Consider the following 19487-nt stretch of genomic DNA (forward strand, 5'->3'; position numbering starts at 1 on the left):
ACATTTGATTTATGAACAACGTATTTGTATATTGCGAAATAGAGGAAACCACCGTACAGGAGGTTTCACAGGAGCTGTTGACCAAGGGTCGCAAGCTCGCAAATGAGTTAGGTGTGGAACTCCACGCCATCGCTGCTGGTAGTGGCATTAAGGGAAAGGTAGAAGACCAAATCCTGCCCTACGGCGTAGATAAACTCTTTATCTTTGACGGTGAGGGACTCTTCCCTTACACATCAGCACCACACACAGACATCCTCGTTAACCTCTTCACTGAGGAGAAGCCACAGATCTGTTTGATGGGTGCTACCGTTATCGGTCGTGACCTCGGTCCACGTGTGTCATCATCCTTGACAAGTGGTCTTACTGCCGATTGTACGCAACTTGAGATTGGTGACTACGAAGATAAGAAAGCAGGTAAGCGTTATGAGAACCTGCTCTATCAGATTCGTCCTGCCTTCGGTGGTAACATCGTTGCAACCATCGTCAACCCTGACCACCGTCCACAGATGGCTACCGTACGCTCTGGCGTTATGCAGAAGGCTGTATATGAGGGTAAGGCAAAAGGTGAGGTTGTCTATCCAGACGTTGCGAAGTATGTACCAGAGGTTGACTATGTTGTAAAGGTTATCGACCGTCATGTTGAGCCAGCACAGAACAACTTAAAGGGTGCGCCAATCGTTATCGCTGGTGGCTATGGTGTTGGTTCTAAGGAAGGTTTCGACTTACTCTTTAAGTTAGCTAAAGAACTTCATGGTGAGGTTGGTGCCAGCCGTGCCGCTGTTGATGCAGGTTGGGTAGATCACGATCGTCAGATTGGTCAGACCGGTGTTACCGTCCATCCAAAGGTTTACATTGCTTGTGGTATCTCTGGTCAGATTCAGCACATCGCTGGTATGCAGGATAGTGGTATCATCATCTCTATCAACAACGACCCAGACGCTCCTATCAATGCCATCGCTGACTATGTCATCAATGGTAGTGTTGAGGAGGTTGTTCCAAAGTTGATAAAGTATTATAAGCAGAATAGTAAGTAAAGCCTCACCCCCAGCCCCTCTCCGAATGGAGAGGGGAGTGAATACCACTGTCTGGTGTTATGAGGGGACGGATGGCTGTTAACATATTAGAATCGAACATGGGGAAAGGTGATTCACAATGGTTTGAAACTGCTTCTATAGACAGATACAACATATTAAAAGAATATGCAAAAGAGAATAGGCGTCACATGACAGATGCAGAGAAAGCCCTTTGGAATATTCTACGACAGCCAAAATGTAGTTATAAATTTAGGCGTCAACACCCTATATACGATTATATTGTAGATTTTATTTGCATAGAAAAGAAGCTTATAATAGAAGTTGATGGGGCTTATCACAGTGAACCTCAACAACAAGAAGACGACAGAATTCGTACAGAGACACTCTCTAATATGGGTTATAAAGTTATTCGCTTCACCAACGAAGAAGTATTATCAAACTCAAAAGTAGTTTTAAGAACTATCAAAGAAGAATTATCTTAGAAAATTATATTATAATAAAGTCCTAACAACCTCCAACAGAACATTTCACTCCCCTCTCCATTCGGTGAGGGGTTGGGGGTGAGGCCCTTTTTATCATGGCAAATTATTATACTGACCACCCAGAAATAGCGTTTCACTTGGAGCATCCATTGATGAAACGCATCGTAGAACTGAAAGAACGTAACTACGCTGATGCTTCTACCCACGCTGACGCACCGGTAAACTATGAGGATGCTATCGAAAACTACAAGCGCATCTTGGATATCACTGGTGATATTACAGCAAACATCATTGCACCTAACTCTGAGGCTGTTGACCTCGAAGGTCCACACCTTATCGACAACCGTATGCACTATGCCAGCAAGACTTTGGAGAACATTGAGGCTACTCGTCAGGCTGGATTGTGGGGCGTTTCAATGCCTCGTCGCTATGGCGGACTAAACCTCCCAAATGTTGTCTTCTCAATGATGTCTGAGTTGATTGCTGCTGCCGATGCTGGTTTCCAGAATATCTGGTCATTGCAGTCATGTATTGACACACTCTATGAGTTTGGTAATGAGGAGCAGCGACAGAAGTATATCCCACGTATCTGCGAGGGAGAGATGATGTCAATGGACCTCACCGAGCCTGATGCAGGTTCCGACCTTCAGCGTGTAATGCTCAAGGCTACCTTCGATGAGAAGGAGAACTGCTGGCGATTGAATGGTGTGAAGCGTTTCATCACCAATGGCGACTCTGACATTCACCTCGTCCTTGCTCGTTCTGAAGAGGGTACACGCGATGGTCGTGGACTCTCCATGTTCATCTATGACAAACGTGATGGCGGTGTTGACGTACGCCATATTGAGCATAAACTTGGTATCCACGGTTCTCCAACTTGCGAACTTGTTTACAAGAATGCGAAGGCAGAACTCTGCGGCAGCGACCGTATGGGTCTTATTAAGTATGTGATGGCATTGATGAATGGTGCTCGCCTCGGTATCGCAGCACAGTCTGTGGGTCTTGAGCAAGAGGCTTACAACGAGGGCTTGGCTTATGCTAAGGATCGTGCACAGTTTGGAAAGAAGATTGTCAACTTCCCTGCTGTCTATGATATGCTCTCTCGCATGAAGGCAAAACTCGATGCGGGTCGTTCTCTCTTGTATCAGACTGCACGCTATGTTGATATCTACAAGGCATTGGAAGATATTGCACGTGACCAGAAACTCACTCCTGAAGAGCGTCAGGAGATGAAGAAATATACTCGTCTTGCTGATGCCTTCACACCATTGGCAAAGGGTATCAACTCTGAGTATGCTAACCAAACAGCTTACGATTCTATCTCTATCCACGGTGGTTCTGGATTTATCATGGAGTACAAGTGTCAGCGTCTATATCGTGATGCACGTATCTTCTCTATCTACGAGGGTACAACACAGCTGCAGGTTGTTGCTGCCGTGCGTTACATCACTAACGGTACTTACCTCTCTATCATGAAGGAGATGCTTGAGGGCGAACTCTCTTGCGACTGCATGAAGGGTCTGCGTGACCGTGTTGCAAAGCTTGTTCAGCTCTATGAAGAGGCTGTTGAGAAGGTGAACGCAAGCGACAATCAGGATGTTCACGACTTCCTCGCACGCCGTCTTTACAATATGACAGCCGACATCATCGGTTCTCTCCTCCTCATTGAAGATGCTTCTAAGGCACCAGACCTCTTCAAGAAGTCTGCCCATGTCTTTGTTCGTATGGCCGAGGAAGAAGTTATTGGTCATACTGCTTATATCAAGGCATTCAACGCTGAAGACCTTGAGCAGTTCAAGGCTGTGGAAGAAGAGACAGAAGAAGCATAATCCTTTATTAGGATTCACATCATACAAAAGCAACCGAGCGCAATGCTTGGTTGCTTTTTTCGTTGCATAAAGTGGTTGACAGCCTTTGTCATGTTATAGACAGAATGACATAAAAACAGATTTCTTCAATGACAGATTCTTTTATCGAGCAAGTGCTCGATTTGATAATTAGCCAAGAAAGGCGTGTCTTCTAAAAGACGGAATGTACAAAAGGAACATTTTTTATATACATATTCTTTTATTGAGCAAGTGCTCGATGTTGCAATTCTACTGTCAGCAAACAATCTGTACATTGAATTATCTGTACATCATGTACATGTTGTCTATCTCACCATTTACCTACTGAACCATGTTTATACATCCTACGAATAAACACATCACAAAAGATAAGGGCAAACAATGCTGAAATAATTATAAATCTTAGTAGTTATCTGCTTATTTATAACTATCTTTGTCATTCATATTAAAAGGAGAAAACAAGATGAAGAAATATTTTAAAGCAAGTATGTTGCTGATGGGCTTATTGTTCATCCAGTCAACAACAGCATCTGCACAATGCCCTATCAAGGAACAGATAATGAATGGAGACGATGGCGGAGAAGGTCTGGAAAAGGCAAAACGTGAACGCGAAAAGACTCCTGTCAGCCACACGCTGATTATCTTCTTCGACAAGAAGACAGGCAACAAGCCTCTATTGAAAGCCATCAAGAAGCAGGGCTGTACCCTACTCTACAAATACAAGGAATTCAGTGGTGTAGCGGTCAAGGTTGACGAGAAACACGACGTTGATAAAGCTATCGCTGATTTCAAGAAAGTAAAGGGCGTGACAAGCGTGAACAAAGACGGAATTATGCAGTTGCAATAGGACTGGCTTAATTCATAATTATGATTACCATTATCTGCTGTATTTATTACTGTGGATGAAGATAGGATTTCAAAGTTCATAATTATGGAATGAACTGCTGGAGAAATGTCCAAGATTCAAAGCATGGGTAGAAAGTATGGAAGAAGTCCTTAAATAAAAGAAAAACACTTCCATACTTTCCACATTATCCTCCTACCGACTCATTGTCAGCACAACCTCTTTTCCTTTCTTCAGATTTACAGTTCCGCTATAAACCATATTGTCCTTGCTGATTTGTTTGTCAGCGGTAGTATGATATACTTCCAGTTGATAATTACCTGAAACGATATTCTGCATTTTGAAGTCGACATCATAGCGACAGATACAGTTTGTCAGCATATCCTTGTCAGGACACAGAACGAGGATAATCTTCCCCTCACTGCCGCTTGCATCAACATGGAACAGGTCGATGGCACAGTTATCCATAACGTCTGCAAAGCGTGCATTGACAATATTATCCTCACCGAGTGAGAGGTGCAACACTGATTTCTGTCCTACAAAACTATTATAGTATTCAGGACGAGAATCCAACAAAGAAGCAGAAGCCTTGCAGCCTGACGACTTCACATCACTTACTCCAATACTCCCAACAACAGCGTTTTCCGTTGAACAAGATAACATCAACACAGATAGGCAGAATATAGCCAAACAATTAATAGATCTCCAATGTTTCATTCTTATTTCTATTTAAAATTTAGTCAATCAAGGTAATACACGGCAAATATAAAAAAGAAGCTTCAAATCTCCAAGCAACAGACTTTAAAATTTACTAACGCTAAGAGAAAACTAAAAGCAAAAGAACAAAACAGCAAGAACAATTTGTCGTTTTGTTCTTTTATCTTTTAAGTAACCCCTTAATTCCGCAGCACTTTTTCTTGTGAGATGATTTTGTGTGTTGAGATGTCTTTTTGCCTCTACGTGTGATAGAAAGCGAGCTTAGGCTGGAATTTGTCCTTGCAGGCGCATACAATCCCCCACCCAAGCCAATGGGGAAAATGAATGCCACAAAGACATGCTGTTTATTCAAGGAAAACTTCAGAGTAGTATGCTTTATTGGTATAAAGGTTCAGAACGTTCTGCCTTCCTGTGCGCACCCATTTCGCTAACACGCTGACAAAATGCAGGATAAAGGCTTTCAGCCTGCTTGTCTTTTTCAAAGGCTTAACCTTTTCGCTTGCTCCACGTTCATTGTAGAATGTAATGATGTCTTTCTCGGTAGATGTCCAATTATTGGTAAGGATACAGCGGTATGTGTATATCACTCCGAACATATCCGTCTGTTGCTTGCCCTCCTTGTCTTTCAAGGGACTACGCTGTACGATAAGCCTGTATGACTTTCCTTCGATGAGGTTGTCCATGCTGACAGAGGTAACATCGCATTTCTCATAGCCAACCTCAATGCTCTTCCATTCTTTCTGCTGGCGGAACTCCTCATGTCGGCTGCCGCAGTTGGTTGCACGTATATAGAAAGTGTTGCAGTGCGGCTCTATGGTTTGGATGATTTCCTTTGAGAATGACCCGCAGTCAGCACGGAAACGCTCTATCACCACACCAAGTTCTGAGGTTACACGGTCCATAATGTGATAAATTCCACCGAAAGAAGTGATATTCTCGTTTTTAATTGCTATCTTTGTCATGTCAGATTTTTACTTACTTGTTATATTTGCAGCACCAAGATAGGTGAAATTTCTGACATATCCAAGTGTTTTGAGAACTTTGTTTCTCAGACACTTGGAGTTCTTAAAAGAATTTATGCTGCGGAATTAAGGTTATTCATAATAATCTCTAACATATTTTTTTGATGACGGACCATATCTTCTACGTCCCATTCTAAGCCAAATGGACGTTTCTTTTTCTCGTCTTTAATACCGTTATTGTAATTATCTTGGCATATCTGCAACATAATTCTGAACTTTAAGGAAGCAACACTCACCTGATTGGACTTTATATCAAGATAGCGATTCTTTTTATCAATTGGATTCCAGTTTGAGCCAGAACTATTTGCATCAGAACCCATCATGGCAAAATTGCCATAGCAGTTTATATCACGCGAACTAATTGGCATATTGTCTCCAGCCTTAGCTTGCGGATAATAATGCTCCAAACTTTTTCTAGTTCGAGAAAAATAGAAGTTATTGAAAGCATCCAACTCAAAATCACTACAACCTAATGAATTGAAAAAATCTTTTCGATTACGAGAATTCTTCTTTGCTTTGTTACCTCGCAGTTCAACAACATATTTCTTCCAAAGCTTATAATCTGTATAATTAAATACATACAAAGGAATATTGCATGCACCGATGGGGTAGATACGATTGAAGTCCCGATTCACTTCTTCTAATTCAACATTCAATTCACCATTATTAAAAATAGTCTCATCAAAACTATTTGGCTTCGGCTGATTTATGTCGTTGAGTTTACTTGCATCGAGATACACATCAAAGAAATACTTATCAGCCAGTTTTCTTAAGAATTCCACATAATTATTACGGTCCCAATCCTCAAACAAGTGGTATAAACAATAGAACAGATAGTTTTTTCTTTGCTTAGGTGTGAAAGCGACTTCAAACATAGACAATAATTGAATAACCTCATTTTGTTGTGCCTTATTGTCCTCATACAAATCCTTTAGATAAGCAGCCTTACTACCTTTCTTGTAAAAATATTGCAACTTCCATGGATTCTCAATGGCTCTATCTTCACTATTGGCGTGATGTATTATATAATTATCAAGATAGTACTTAGCCAAAAGAAGGTTGTATGCGAAGTCTTTGACAAAGTCTGGAGTAAGACGTACTTTTTCAAACTCCTTGATTAGTTCCTTGTCATCAAGCGTGAAACTCAAAGGGTCAAAATTATCTTCGTTTCGCATCCTCGTAATCTTCAGTACAATGAGCAGGAAGTTCGGAAAATCTATTATGGGCTGGAAACGATCGTTTATGTCATCTTCTTCCTTCTTTTCTATCTTTTTTATAGGTGTATTTAAAAGATCTGAAATAGTTTTCATTCCTAATGATAAAGAAGACTCCACATTAGAATTCGGAAAGTCGTTGAAAGATTCTATATCAAAACTGCCCATTGTTTTACCAAAGACACTTGTCATCCCAGGGAACTTCTGCTGAATATAGAAACTCATGTCACTACAAGCCTCCCATATACGACTAAACTTCTCCATAGCTTCTTCATTGCCAATTAGTTGCTCACAGAGTTTGGCTTTTACTATTTCGTGCTTTTCTAACTGCTCACCGCGAGAGTTCATAACTTCAAAATAGTGATTCAAATCTACGTCTTTCGGCACACGATAATGGATGATATGCACCTTGTCCAAGAAAAAAGACTTAAAAGATTCAATATCAGCATTCTTGTCACCGACAATCTCGTTGAGTGCTTCCTTTGCATAATGGAAGCCATTAAGAATACCCATATCGTTTTCATCACCAAACGCAGGCATTTTTTTTATTGTCGCTGCCGAAATTTTTCTTGCAGAATAAGTAAGAGTATTTGGAATATCCTTTATGCCCAATGCCTTTAGGATAATGTAGATTGTTGTCAATCGCTGTTGTCCGTCAATAACTTCATAAATATTATCATCTCGCTTGTATGTGACAAGAGTACCTATATAATAAACAGGCTTTTCCAACGAATCATATACATCCTTTATCAAGGCGTATATTTCTTCTCGTCCCCAGGCATAATTACGCTGATAGATAGGTATCTTGTATAATATAGAAGCCCCTCTTTTTGAGAAATAGATATCATGAATAGAGCACTCTTCAAGAATATTATTCAAATCTTTCATTGTCTTCAATTTTTATAGAAACCATTTGTTTGGAAAAAATACAGATAGTTTTCATACACACCATCTTTCTCGTCCTTTAGATTCTTCAATGTTTCACCATCGCCATTAAACTCGTAGCATTTCTGCGCCCAACCATCTTTAATGTCATCATTTGAAAGCGGGTTAAGCTTGTCTGCCAAAGCACTCAGTAATGAAGTCGGTGTATCTTGCTTAGCAATCAGTTTATACATATTAAATGTATTGATCTTTTCACTCCACCCCATAATGTAGTTTTGTGCAGAAAGCCAACCAAGATTAGTATATTGTGCTCTCAAGGAATAAGCCCAAATGAATGCGTATATGACAAATTGTTCAAACAAGTCAACATCTTCTTTTGTCGGATATGTCTCTGGGCAGAATCTGTCAACGTAAAGCAGAATAGAGGTGTCAAACATCAGACGTGTTATACCATTACCTATTCCTTTTTTGAAGTGCCGGTCTAATGTTTTAACTATTATATTGTCATTGATATAGAATCCCTCATACTTATTGTTATTCTGAATATCTTTTAGTATATTATAATAGTGCTTTGTATATTCAAAAACGGCTTACCGGCAATTATCGGTGTGTCTAATTGGAACGCATTTACATCCCGAGTACCTGAGACAAAAGGCATTGCAGAAGAATTAACCATATCTGCATAGCAATAGGCACTCTTGTAGAATTGGGCATAAGGCGTTCTTGCTGAACGAGTAACACCTTTGAACATATGGACGTTATGCTCATTCAAGATATTAGCTTTGTTGCCTGCTACCCATTCTTTGATACGATATAGGTAATTACCAAAGAAATCAGCTAAATCTCTTTGTGAAACCTGTTCCCAATCCTTTACTATTCTTTCTGTTTCATCCTCGTTGATGTTATTCATCTCGCGTAGATGGTATGCTTTCAACAAATCATGAGGATAAAGAGCTTTACCCCGTACATTTTGAGAGTCAAAAAACTGAAAAGCTTCAGACACATCGGTGGTTATCACAACAATCAACTCACACCTGTTCTCAATATAATCCTTAAGATGCTCCATCTCCCGTTGATATTCAACTGCCGAATCATTGTCTTCCAACTTTAATCCAACCCTACGGAAAAGTGCATTATAGTTGTTAGCGATATTATGATCATTGTATGTATTGTCATATATCTTTTGTCTCAAAAACTCGATACTATTTTCTCCTAATGCCGTCAGAAGAAGAGAGAAAGTAATGATGCGTTGCTGTCCATCAACAATATCATATTGTCCCTTTTCCTTTGTTTTGTGAAGGATAAGCGTACCAACCCTGTATCTTTCCTTATTACTATTCTTGGCATCAATAATATCATCGAGCAATTGTATGGCATTCCGAGCTGTCCATTTGTATGGACGCTGGTAAAGAGGCACACATAGCTCTACATCCTTGATAGGCTCCTCGCAATTCGTTATGGTTTTGCGAAGTAGTAAATCGCCTATAGTAGTTATTGATAATGTTAAACTATTCATAATATGAGTATTAGTTATATGTGTTTACACATCGTAATCCGAACCATGGTAAAAGGTCTGTATAACAACTGAAACATCATTTTATATGTTTTTATCTACAATCTTACTCAATTCCTCTTCAACTTCCTCTACCGTAGGCAGAGCCGATTTCAAATTCTCAGGAATAGCTTTTGAGAGTTGATAATCACTCACACCTATTGGCTGGTCGTAACCCGAGAGTGCATATTGTGCCACAACTTTATCGCCACCATTGCAGAGGAGCAAGCCGATGGTATTGTTATTGTGTTCGCCACGGAGGGCATCGTCCACTACATTGATGTAGAAATTGAATTGTCCCATATATTCAGGCTTAAAAGGTGTTGCCTTTAGTTCGATTACCACGTATGCGTGCAACTGGATGTTGTAGAGAATAAGATCGGCATAAAAATCAGAATCACCTACTTCAAAATGCTTCTGCTGTGCTACAAACGCAAAGCCACTGCCCATTTCGAGTAAGTACTTTGTGATATGCGAAACCAATTGCCGTTCAACGTCTCGTTCTGCCATTTTATCTGTTTGCCCCATCATATCAAAGATATAAGGGTCTTTCATTAGATAGTTGGCAAGGTCACTTTGTGGTTTGGGTAATCGTACCGAGAAGTTGCTCACCTTCTTTGCCGTAATCTGCCGAGCGAAAAGGTTGGTCTCAATCTGCATTTGCAGAACATTACTGCTCCAACCATTGGTAACTGCCTGTGTAATATACCAAAAGCGTTCACCTAAAGGCAACTTGCTGTTAAGCAGAATTACATGGCTTGCCCAGTTGGTGCGAACAATGGCAGATTGCTTGAAAATATCCTCTATCTTACTAATGTTGCTGTGATAGATAGCCGACAGCATTTCAGAAATCTCTCCTAATTGCGCAATAGGCTGTTGCGTAATTATATTTCCTTGAATATCTGTGGCTTGTATTTGCGCAAGAGGCTCTTGCGTAAATTGATTGAGTTCGTTTGTTAGTTGTAATACATTATCAACCGAAGGGCTATTAAGCAACTCTTCAACCTTACCCATTTCCGTTAGAACCTCCATAGAATAAGCCTTTGCGAACTGGCACATATAGATAAGGTTGCGGGTGGAATACCCTTTCTTGTCAGGATATTGTGAGCGTATAGCCTTGGATAGATTGTCAATAACTTTGCTTCCCCAGCCTTCTTTCTTTTGGAGGTAGAGAATAAAGTGCCCCACTTTCCAATAATGGAAGAGCATATCAGCATTAGCCGAAGTAATCATACGCACTTGTGTGTGCTCAAGGTCAGTACCAATGGCTCGTACAACGAGAGATAAATCTTGCTTATCGGCTTTATGTATTTTATCTTTGCTCATATTGTCTTGGAGTTATAATTGATTGAATTTACTCATAGCATTCGCCTTGATGTTGTCTGCAATATCAATGTAGGGTTTCATTGCCTTGTAGTCGCTATGCCCCGTCCACTTCATCACCACCTGCGGAGGAATGCCCAAAGCGAGGGCGTTACAGATGAACGTTCTGCGACCGACGTGCGTGCCAAGCAAGGCATATTTAGGCGTAACATCATCTCTTCACTCAAAACCGACATCGACACCGTGGCTGGCAGCATTGCCTATCTTTTTTACGTAATAGATATCTCTCGAAAAGTCGTAATCATGGTTGATAAAGGCATCCATCTCTGGCAGTCGTAACATGTCATTAAGGCTCATGCGTCCATCAATGGTCAAACCTTTTATCATCAACATATTCTTCACTAGCCATTCCAGAGCCTTACGGGCGTTGTTGGCAGACGAATCAGGGTAGATGGGTTGTTGTTCTTCAGCCAACCTACAATAGTTATGCAAGTTCTTAAAGCTTGGTATTGTGTCAGCTACCAATAGTATATAATCAAAGTTTTTAGCCATATCGTCTTTGTTTCACCTTACGTTTTTATCTTTTTGGGAGGTTACCTCTTGTCATCAATCGTCTTCGTGATAGTCTTACAAATGATTACAAAGGCTCTGTAATACGATTACAGACGGCTTGTAGAACCATTACAAAGGCTTTGTAATACGATTACAGACGGCTTGTAGAACTATTACAGAGCCTTTGTAATCATCTTGTAGTCCATCTTCACGCTTCTTCATCATTAGTAATCTCACCCAAACCAGTACTGCATTCGAGAAGCCAGCAGGGTTTCTAAGTCGGTGATCGTCTTCTGAACCGCCGCTTTCTGAAGTTCTATCTGCTCTATCTTATGCGCAAAAGTGTGTTGGAGAGGGAGAGGAGGAAGAGGGATATTAACACTTTTCAATGTTAAATTCGAAATTACAGGTTGCGCTGCAGCATTAGCATACTTATGTAGGTCTAACATATATAATAAATAAAGAATAAAAACAGAAACCTGTTCATTCTCATGATATATTAATTTGAAAGCATTATCAGTCAGCCAAAATTTTCCTTCAACTTTCCGCACATTACCACAATAGACTCCGACACGTCCAATTATTATATAACTCCCATTCATATTAAAAGAATTATGATACCCGCTAATTCCATTTCCTCCATATACAGGGTAAATACCAGCTTTAAAATCTTTTGATGATAATGCATCACCGCTTTTTAGTTTGAATAGTTCTCCAAACTTCTTCACTTCCCACCCTTTCTCATTATCCACAGGGTCTCCAAACATCTCATAGAAGATGCTTTGTGCGAGTGCGTCATAGTCTTTCAGCTGCTCTTTCTTTATCCGTATCAGTTCGTTTAGCTTATCGAGTTCGGAGACAATGGATAGTTGGGTAGACTTGGGGGGAATAGCAACTTTTATAGGAGCAAGTCTTGCTCTTGTAATTTGCGGTTGAGCTGCACCATTAATTACAAACGAATAGTCCAATGCCAACATCATATAGTATAAGAACTTAAAATCCAAGTTATCAGACTTTCGATGAATTACCATGGCATTTCCATTTATCCAGCTATATGGTTGAGAAACATTTATGGTACCACACGTAGCACCACGGCAAGTCAATAAAATCTCTGATTCTATATGATTATAACTATTATAGAAGCCAATAGTTCCATTCGCACCATAAATCGGAAGCTTCCCCCCTTTAACAAGCATTTCATTAGAAATCGTCTTAGGTTGGTAAATATCACAAACCTCTCCCAATTTCTTATACTCCCAACCTTCTCTCATACGCATTCCTCCTTATGCTGTATCTGAAAAGACACTATCAACAGATTATTCATCCGTACCCTCCTCTAACATTTCTAAGAGTTCATTATATCCACTGAGGTAATCTGTCTCAGTAGTTTTCAGACGAGAGAGGATTTTGCTAACAGGTTCGTAAGTAACTTTCTCACGCTCCACCTCCTTATATTTATTGATAGAGAGATCGTAATCATTCGCACGAATCTCATCAACAGGCACCATAAAGCTCTGTTCCTTACGGCTGCGACGGACTTCGTCAGCAAGATTGTGGAAGCGGTTGACAACATCAGGGATATCGTTCTCGGCTATTGGCGAACGCCTGTCGTCGAGCGAAAAGCCGTCCGCCTGCATATCATAGAACCATACCTTATCCGTTCCGCCACTATTCGTCTTCGTGAAAACAAGTACTGCCGTGCTGACTCCAGCATAGGGTTTGAAGACACCGCTCGGCATAGAGACGACAGCCACCAACTGCTGATTGTCGACAAGTTCCTTACGCATAGCGATGTGTGCCTTGGACGTTCCGAAGAGAACACCATCAGGAACGATGCTTGCACAACGACCGCCCACCTCCAATGAGCGCACAAACTGGGCAAGGAAAAGCAGCTCCGTCTTCTTCGTATCAGCGTAGGTGAGAATCTTCTTATTCACATTCCCCTTGTCAAGACTGCCCGCAAAAGGCGGGTTGGCGAGGACGAGGGTGTAACATGATTCGTTGTCATTCTGTTCAGAAAGTGAGTCACGCCGAGCAAGTTCTGGTGCCGTGACATCGTGCAACAGGAGGTTCATCGCTCCGATACGCAACATCGTTGGGTCGGTATCGTAACCATTGATGAGCGAAGACTTCAAATGCTTTATCGATTCAGCCGTATAGAGTGCCCGCTCGTGGTGTTCCTTGATATACTTCACTGCCTCCACCAAGAAGCCCGCACTACCCATCGCAGGGTCGCAGATGTAGTCCTTTGGCGTTGGCTGCATCATATCGACAATCATCCGAATGATATGGCGAGGCGTGCGAAACTGTCCGTTTGTTCCCGAAGCAGCCATCTTACCGAGGATATACTCATAGACATCGCCCATTGCGTCACGGTTGTTCATGTCGAGGGCATCGACGCCATCAACCACCTTCGACAGAGTGCGTGCGTCCTGAATCAGGAAGGTAGCCGACTTCATATACCTACTATAGGCACTCTCCTCCCCCGTCCCGATGGTTTTGATAAACTCAAAGACATTCTGACGAACCATCTGAAACATGTTTTCAGGACCCGTATGACGGAACACCGACCAGCGCATACTTTCGTAGGGAACCTCTTGTTCGGTAGTAGGATTCAGCCAGTTCTGCCCAACAAGGAAGGTAGGATTCTTTACTTCAGAATCAAAGTCGTGTGCCATAGCTTCCTCTTGTAGCTGCTTGTCGTCAAGCATCTTCATAAAGAAGATATAGGTCATTTGCTCTAAAACAGTAATAGGATTGGTGATACCAGAGACGTGGAAGGTATCCCATATCTGGTCAATCTTGGTTTTTATCTCGCCAGTTATCATCGTTATCAGTTTACGGATTATAGGTAACGCCCGTCCTCAACAGTACAAGGCGACTACAAATATACAAATTCATTTCGAAATTCAGTGTCAGAATCAGGACTTTCACGGCTCTATTCTGACACTAAATGACATTGAACTTGTTTCTTTTTCTTCTCCGTGTGAAGCCTCCGCTTACTGTACAGGTGTCTGTTCATAGATTTTCAAGCCGAACTCGTTCGCATAAGCATAGACATGTTCGAGGATGTCAGCCATAGCATGCTCGAAAGGAATCCAATCCTTCGCGTACAAGAAGAAATAAAGCTCCATAGGAACACCTGCCTGCGTTGCCTCAAGTTGTCTGACGAGTATCGTCATATTCGAGTTAACATCGGCACGTTTAGTAAGGTAGTTCTCTAAGTAATGACGGAAGAGGGCAGAAGTGATGACCTCCCCTTTTACTTCATCAGCAGTCACCATTCCTTTGCTAATAAGTTGCTGCTTCAGCGTATCGTCAGCCACACGGATGCTGCGCACATCAAAGTAAATCATCTTCTTGACTCTCTGCCCATCTACATCATCCAACCCCTTCCAGTTTTGGAACATTCCATTAACCAATGTAAGAGGCGGTACGGTGGTAATCGTATTATCCGATTGACGAATCTTTACAGTTGTAAGTGTGATATCAATAATCGTTCCATCCACGAAACCGCCAGGTAGAGTAATATGGTCACCAATATGTATCATCTCGTTACTCGTCAGACGGACACCAGCAACAAGACCATCAATCGTGTCCTTAAAGACTAACATAAGAACGGCAGAGGTTGCTCCTAAGCCTGCCAACAACGTCATCGGACTACGATTAATAAGGATTCCAACCACCACAATCACAGCAATAAAGATAGCAAGAATCTTCAATACGCCACAAAAAGACTTAAGATAAAGGCTCGTCGAATCACCGGGTTTCGTGTTGAGATAGCGCAGACGGTCGATGAGTTTCGTCACAAGTCGCGTCGTTGCTACGGTAAGATAGACAGCAGTTATTCGTGTCAAAGCCACCTGTACGACATGGAACTGATAGAAGACAAGCGGCATCAACTGCCATATTACTAAGGCAGGGACAATGTGGCAAGCTGTGCGCAGCACTTGATGGTCAAGGACTACATCGTCCCATCGAGCTTGCGTACGCTTTACCAAACGAAGAACGAGAGGTACGAATAAGTATTTACAGATTCGTTCGGCAATGAAAGCCAACAGGATTGCTACTAAAGTCAATAAGACATGACGCATTACAGGAACGGTATGACCATGTACACCGATTGACTCAATGATATTCTCGACGAAGATTCTTATCTCTTCAAGGACATCTTCAAGGAGATTATGGGGAAGTTTTGGTATCATAAATTCTTTTTTTTAAAGGGTTATTGGACTAATTGGGCTAATAAGGCTAATGGGGCTAATAAGCCTTACTGACACAACGCCACACAGATTTTGTTTTGGAAATTACGCATAGGTCCATTGCTGAGTCCACCATTATTAATAATAGAGAAACAAAGCAGATGACCATTGGAAGCAGTGAGATAACCTGCTAACGAACTGACACCCTTCACTGTACCCGTCTTCGCACGTACGTTGCCAGCTGCCGCCGTACCACGCATACGCTTCTTCAATGTTCCATCAACACCTGCTATCGGCTGTGCCTCAAGATAGGCATCATAGAGGTCTGAACGCTGATAAGCATAACGCAAGAGCTTTACTTCCAGTTCGGCACTTACATAATTGTATAAAGACAAACCAGAACCGTCAGCAACATTATAATCACGTGGATTTAGTCCGATACGGCTGAAGAGTGCGTTCTCATACTGGCGTGCTAACTTTGCACCTGCCCATCGTGTGCCACCATTAGCAGCCAACTGATAGAACATAGACTCAGCATAGAGGTTATCACTCACCTTCATCATACGATGAAGAACCTGACGGATAGAGTGTGTAGTGGTTGTCAACAACTGGGCACCGACAGGCACCTGTCGTTCACCCGTGATACCATTCAATGTCACTCCCATATCTTCTAACTGGCGAGAGAAACGATAGGTAAATTCGTCCTTCCTGTCAACCAACAACGGAGAGAGGCTCGGGTTCTTATCATCCCAACACCAACCCTCACCCAAACGGTCACGGTCCTTAAAGGAGAGGTCGGCATAGATGTTCCCTTCTATTCCTTTGATACCATGCTCACGTACGGCACGTGCCAAAGCTGTCATATCTGATGATGAGAACATAGGGTCCATACCGCCCACGCAATAAAGGTCGCCACGTAAGACTTGGGTTGAGTCATCTATCACACCCGTATAATAAAGGTTTGTCTTAAAGTCATAGTCGGCACCGAGTTTATCCAAGGCTGCAATAGCCGTGACACACTTCATCGTAGAAGCAGGGCGCAGGTGGAGACGTTCGCGGAACTGATAGACCGGGACATCATCCGTCAAATCCCACACCATCACACTTGCCTGTACGGTCTCTAAAAGCGGACTTCGGAATATTCCATCCAATCGAGCGGTGATATTCTCCTTCCAACTAAGATGACTATCCGTAGCGAAAGTAGGCATAATACTGTCGGTATCTTCCTCCTCCTCACTGTCATCATTGGCAACAGGGACTACTACCTTTGTCTGGACAACTGCTGCCGTTTTCGGATATAAGATATTAGCAACCTCCGTGCTATCTAAATAAAGCTGTGCTTGTGCGGGCAAACACAAGAGGACACCAAGGACCAGTGCCGATAAGTATTTTAATTTCATTCTTCGTTATCTTTCTTTTCTATTCTCTTTTGCAATGCTGACATGAAACTATCAACATTATCTGGTTGTACGCTGACAACACTACCATTCATCAATTCTATCAATGCATAATAACCCAATCGAAAAGCAAACGGACGCTTCTCAATGGTCTTCACGTCAGTAAGCGGAATATGCGTTGTCTTTCCTATGCGTCCTATCTTCACCTTTAAGACACCATCATTAGTCAACACGTATTTAGTATGAATCGCACGATCAACAGCTCTGACAGTCACAATGATAAGCAAAAAGCCGAGTATCACCATCAGCATGTTCGTACGATGCCAAAGACAGAAGAAGGCACCAAGGGCAAAAACCACGATGGCACCCATGTCATTTACTGTCACTTTATGTTGGAAAGTTCTCATATTAATTGCAAAAGTACAAAAAAAAGCCTTTGCACATCAATATATTACACAAAAAGATAATGGCAACCAGCGAGTGGTTGCCATTATTATTGGGCTAATAAGGCTAATTAGCCTAATAGTCTTAAACCAAAGTTTTGATAATATCCTCGCGGCTACCTGGAAGCATATCAATCACAGGGATCTCAGGCATGGTGTAACAACCTGGAGCAAGACGCAAACTTGCACGTGCCACATTTACCAATACCTGTGCAGTCAGTGCAGGGTTGTTGATAGACATATCGAAAGAGAAGTGCTGGTTGTGGGTCTTACCACTCACACCCTTACGAGTCATGTGAACGCCATGACCAACATCGTTCAAAGCAGCAACGCTTGGTACTGCAAAGACGTGTAACTCATCGTGTGCAAAGTAGTCGTCAGCCTTGAGTTCCTTTGTTACGTCCTCAAGCTTAGCACCATCCTCTAACTCAACATAAACCATACGGCGATGGATGCCCTCACCGAGAGGAATAGTCATTGACAAAGCTTCCTTAACGCCCTTCTTGCTACGAGCCACTACAGAGTGACCCATTGAACGACCTGGACCAAAGTTGGTATAAGAAAGACCTTCTGGTGCAAGGCTCTCTAACAAAACACGTACGATAGAGTCTGATCCTGGGTCCCAACCCGCAGAGATAACACTAACGGTATTTGTGCGCTTGTTGTTCTCCATCTGCTTAGTACGATAGTCAAGGATAGAACCGTGAATATCAAAAGAATCTACAGTATTGATACCCAATGCAGAAATCTTCTCTGCATATTCTGGGCAACTACGTGTTGGAGTTGCAAGAATCGCTACATCAACATCCTTCAACTTTGTTATATCATCAACAACCTCGTATGGGGACAGTTCCAATGGTTTATCCTTGTCACCCTGACGGCGAACGATACCTGCAATCTCAAAATCCTTTGCTGCTTCAAGTGCCTGAACACTGTAAATGCCAATGTTACCATAGCCCACAACGGCTGCTCTAATCTTTTTCATATTTATTTACAATTAAAAGTTTAGTTCTCATTACCTCCTACAAAAGTAACGTTTTCTTTGCAGAAAGTGTCTATTTTAGGGAGAAATTTAACACTATTATATATTAGAAAATTAAAAACCAGCAAACGACACAACACAAAAACCAACTGCCCGCCAACCGGTTAGTTGCTACGTTGTGTTGCTCTGTTCTTTTCTTTATTCCATACAATAATCTGCGCATTAGCTCGTTATTTATTTTGTATATACAAAACACCTTGCAAAACAAGGATAATTTTTTATTAGATTATGATTGAATATATTAGGGGCGAACTCGCTGACCTAACACCTGCATTGGCTGTTGTCGAAGCACACGGTGTTGGCTATGCACTGAATATTTCGCTTAACACTTATAGTGCTATACAGGGTAAAGCGCAAGTGAAACTCTATGTGCACGAGGCTATTATGACAGGTGGACGCGACGATAACTATACGCTCTATGGCTTTGCGAATAAGCAGGAACGTTCACTTTATCGCCTGCTGATTACCGTTTCTGGCGTTGGTGCTAATACCGCACGTATGATTCTGTCATCGCTGACACCAGCCGAACTCTGCAATGTCATTGCCAATGGTGATGAGAAGATGCTTAAGACCGTCAAAGGAATTGGTCTGCGCACTGCTCAGCGTATCATCGTTGATTTGAAAGACAAGATTATGCAGAGTGGTATTGCTGATGAACTACATGTTAGCAGCCAGCCTAACACACCAGCTGTCAACACCGCTATCAAGGACGAAGCTGTCAGCGCATTGACAATGTTGGGCTTCTCACCAGTTCCTTCAGCAAAGGTTGTAGTGAGTATTCTCGCTGAACAGCCTGACCTGCCAGTGGAGCAGGTGGTGAAGATGGCGTTGAAGATGATTAAATAAAAAACAAAACAACTGCGCCACACAACTGCGCCACACAACTGCGCCACACAACTGCGCCACAACTAGCCCCTCCCCATCCCCTCCC

The 19487-nt window shown here is 42.0% G+C and carries 15 protein-coding genes and 3 pseudogenes; 5 read left to right on the plus strand and 13 right to left on the minus strand.

The window, feature by feature from the left end; translation table 11 throughout:
- Positions 1 to 11: 11 nt before the first annotated feature.
- The 4 genes from J4856_RS10855 (at position 12) to J4856_RS10870 (ending at position 4210) form a co-directional block, all read left to right on the plus strand.
- Positions 12 to 1034 (plus strand): electron transfer flavoprotein subunit alpha/FixB family protein, encoded by a 1023-nt coding sequence (locus J4856_RS10855; protein ID WP_025837866.1) that lies wholly within the window; start codon positions 12 to 14, stop codon positions 1032 to 1034.
- A gap of 98 nt (positions 1035 to 1132) precedes the next feature.
- Positions 1133 to 1516 (plus strand): endonuclease domain-containing protein, encoded by a 384-nt coding sequence (locus J4856_RS10860; RefSeq protein ID WP_025837868.1) that lies wholly within the window; start codon positions 1133 to 1135, stop codon positions 1514 to 1516.
- Positions 1517 to 1611: 95 nt separating this feature from the next.
- Positions 1612 to 3345 (plus strand): acyl-CoA dehydrogenase family protein, encoded by a 1734-nt coding sequence (locus J4856_RS10865; RefSeq protein ID WP_025837869.1) that lies wholly within the window; start codon positions 1612 to 1614, stop codon positions 3343 to 3345.
- A 481-nt stretch (positions 3346 to 3826) separates the two neighbouring features.
- Positions 3827 to 4210 (plus strand): hypothetical protein, encoded by a 384-nt coding sequence (locus J4856_RS10870; RefSeq protein WP_025837870.1) that lies wholly within the window; start codon positions 3827 to 3829, stop codon positions 4208 to 4210.
- Between the two features lie 192 nt (positions 4211 to 4402).
- Here the strand turns inward: J4856_RS10870 and J4856_RS10875 are convergent, their stop codons facing one another.
- The 13 genes and pseudogenes from J4856_RS10875 to J4856_RS10935 all read right to left on the minus strand — a co-directional run bounded on the left by J4856_RS10875 (position 4403) and on the right by J4856_RS10935 (position 18499).
- Positions 4403 to 4924, minus strand: a complete 522-nt coding sequence (locus J4856_RS10875) for a hypothetical protein (RefSeq protein ID WP_025837871.1) — start codon at positions 4922 to 4924, stop codon at positions 4403 to 4405.
- Between the two features lie 344 nt (positions 4925 to 5268).
- Positions 5269 to 5829: pseudogene (locus J4856_RS10880) on the minus strand (transposase family protein); the annotation flags it as partial.
- Between the two features lie 170 nt (positions 5830 to 5999).
- Complete coding sequence (locus J4856_RS10885) at positions 6000 to 8048, minus strand: DUF262 domain-containing protein (RefSeq protein ID WP_065367725.1); 2049 nt, start codon at positions 8046 to 8048, stop codon at positions 6000 to 6002.
- A gap of 5 nt (positions 8049 to 8053) precedes the next feature.
- Positions 8054 to 9561 (minus strand): annotated as a pseudogene (locus tag J4856_RS13480) (DUF262 domain-containing protein).
- A gap of 81 nt (positions 9562 to 9642) precedes the next feature.
- Positions 9643 to 10923, minus strand: coding sequence for a PDDEXK nuclease domain-containing protein (locus J4856_RS10895; RefSeq protein WP_065367724.1), 1281 nt, complete (start codon positions 10921 to 10923; stop codon positions 9643 to 9645).
- A gap of 12 nt (positions 10924 to 10935) precedes the next feature.
- Positions 10936 to 11136, minus strand: a pseudogene (locus J4856_RS10900) (site-specific integrase); the annotation flags it as partial.
- A gap of 3 nt (positions 11137 to 11139) precedes the next feature.
- Positions 11140 to 11472, minus strand: a complete 333-nt coding sequence (locus tag J4856_RS10905) for a hypothetical protein (protein WP_025837873.1) — start codon at positions 11470 to 11472, stop codon at positions 11140 to 11142.
- 233 nt (positions 11473 to 11705) lie between these two features.
- Positions 11706 to 12743: a restriction endonuclease subunit S gene (locus J4856_RS10910; protein WP_052349114.1), complete on the minus strand. Its 1038-nt coding sequence runs from the start codon at positions 12741 to 12743 to the stop codon at positions 11706 to 11708.
- Positions 12744 to 12788: 45 nt separating this feature from the next.
- The gene (locus tag J4856_RS10915; RefSeq protein WP_025837878.1) at positions 12789 to 14300 is read right to left on the minus strand and encodes a class I SAM-dependent DNA methyltransferase; all 1512 of its coding nucleotides are present in this window, start codon (positions 14298 to 14300) and stop codon (positions 12789 to 12791) included.
- 171 nt (positions 14301 to 14471) lie between these two features.
- Positions 14472 to 15677 carry a mechanosensitive ion channel family protein gene (locus tag J4856_RS10920; RefSeq protein ID WP_025837880.1) on the minus strand — a complete coding sequence of 402 codons (1206 nt, stop codon included), beginning with the start codon at positions 15675 to 15677 and terminating at the stop codon, positions 14472 to 14474.
- 65 nt (positions 15678 to 15742) lie between these two features.
- Entirely contained in the window at positions 15743 to 17074 is a 1332-nt protein-coding gene (dacB, locus tag J4856_RS10925; protein ID WP_065367723.1) for a D-alanyl-D-alanine carboxypeptidase/D-alanyl-D-alanine endopeptidase, read from the minus strand.
- Positions 17071 to 17478 carry a PH domain-containing protein gene (locus J4856_RS10930; protein WP_025837884.1) on the minus strand — a complete coding sequence of 136 codons (408 nt, stop codon included), beginning with the start codon at positions 17476 to 17478 and terminating at the stop codon, positions 17071 to 17073. The genes dacB and J4856_RS10930 overlap by 4 nt, the downstream gene beginning before the upstream one ends.
- A 121-nt stretch (positions 17479 to 17599) precedes the next feature.
- Positions 17600 to 18499 (minus strand): diaminopimelate dehydrogenase, encoded by a 900-nt coding sequence (locus J4856_RS10935; RefSeq protein WP_025837886.1) that lies wholly within the window; start codon positions 18497 to 18499, stop codon positions 17600 to 17602.
- Between the two features lie 285 nt (positions 18500 to 18784).
- On the opposite strand from J4856_RS10935, the gene ruvA reads away from it, so the two are divergent.
- A complete protein-coding gene (ruvA, locus tag J4856_RS10940) occupies positions 18785 to 19402 on the plus strand; it encodes a Holliday junction branch migration protein RuvA (protein ID WP_025837888.1) in 618 nt (205 codons plus the stop codon).
- Positions 19403 to 19487: the final 85 nt, after the last annotated feature.

Source organism: Prevotella scopos JCM 17725 (genome assembly GCF_018127785.1).
Taxonomy (GTDB): domain Bacteria; phylum Bacteroidota; class Bacteroidia; order Bacteroidales; family Bacteroidaceae; genus Prevotella; species Prevotella scopos.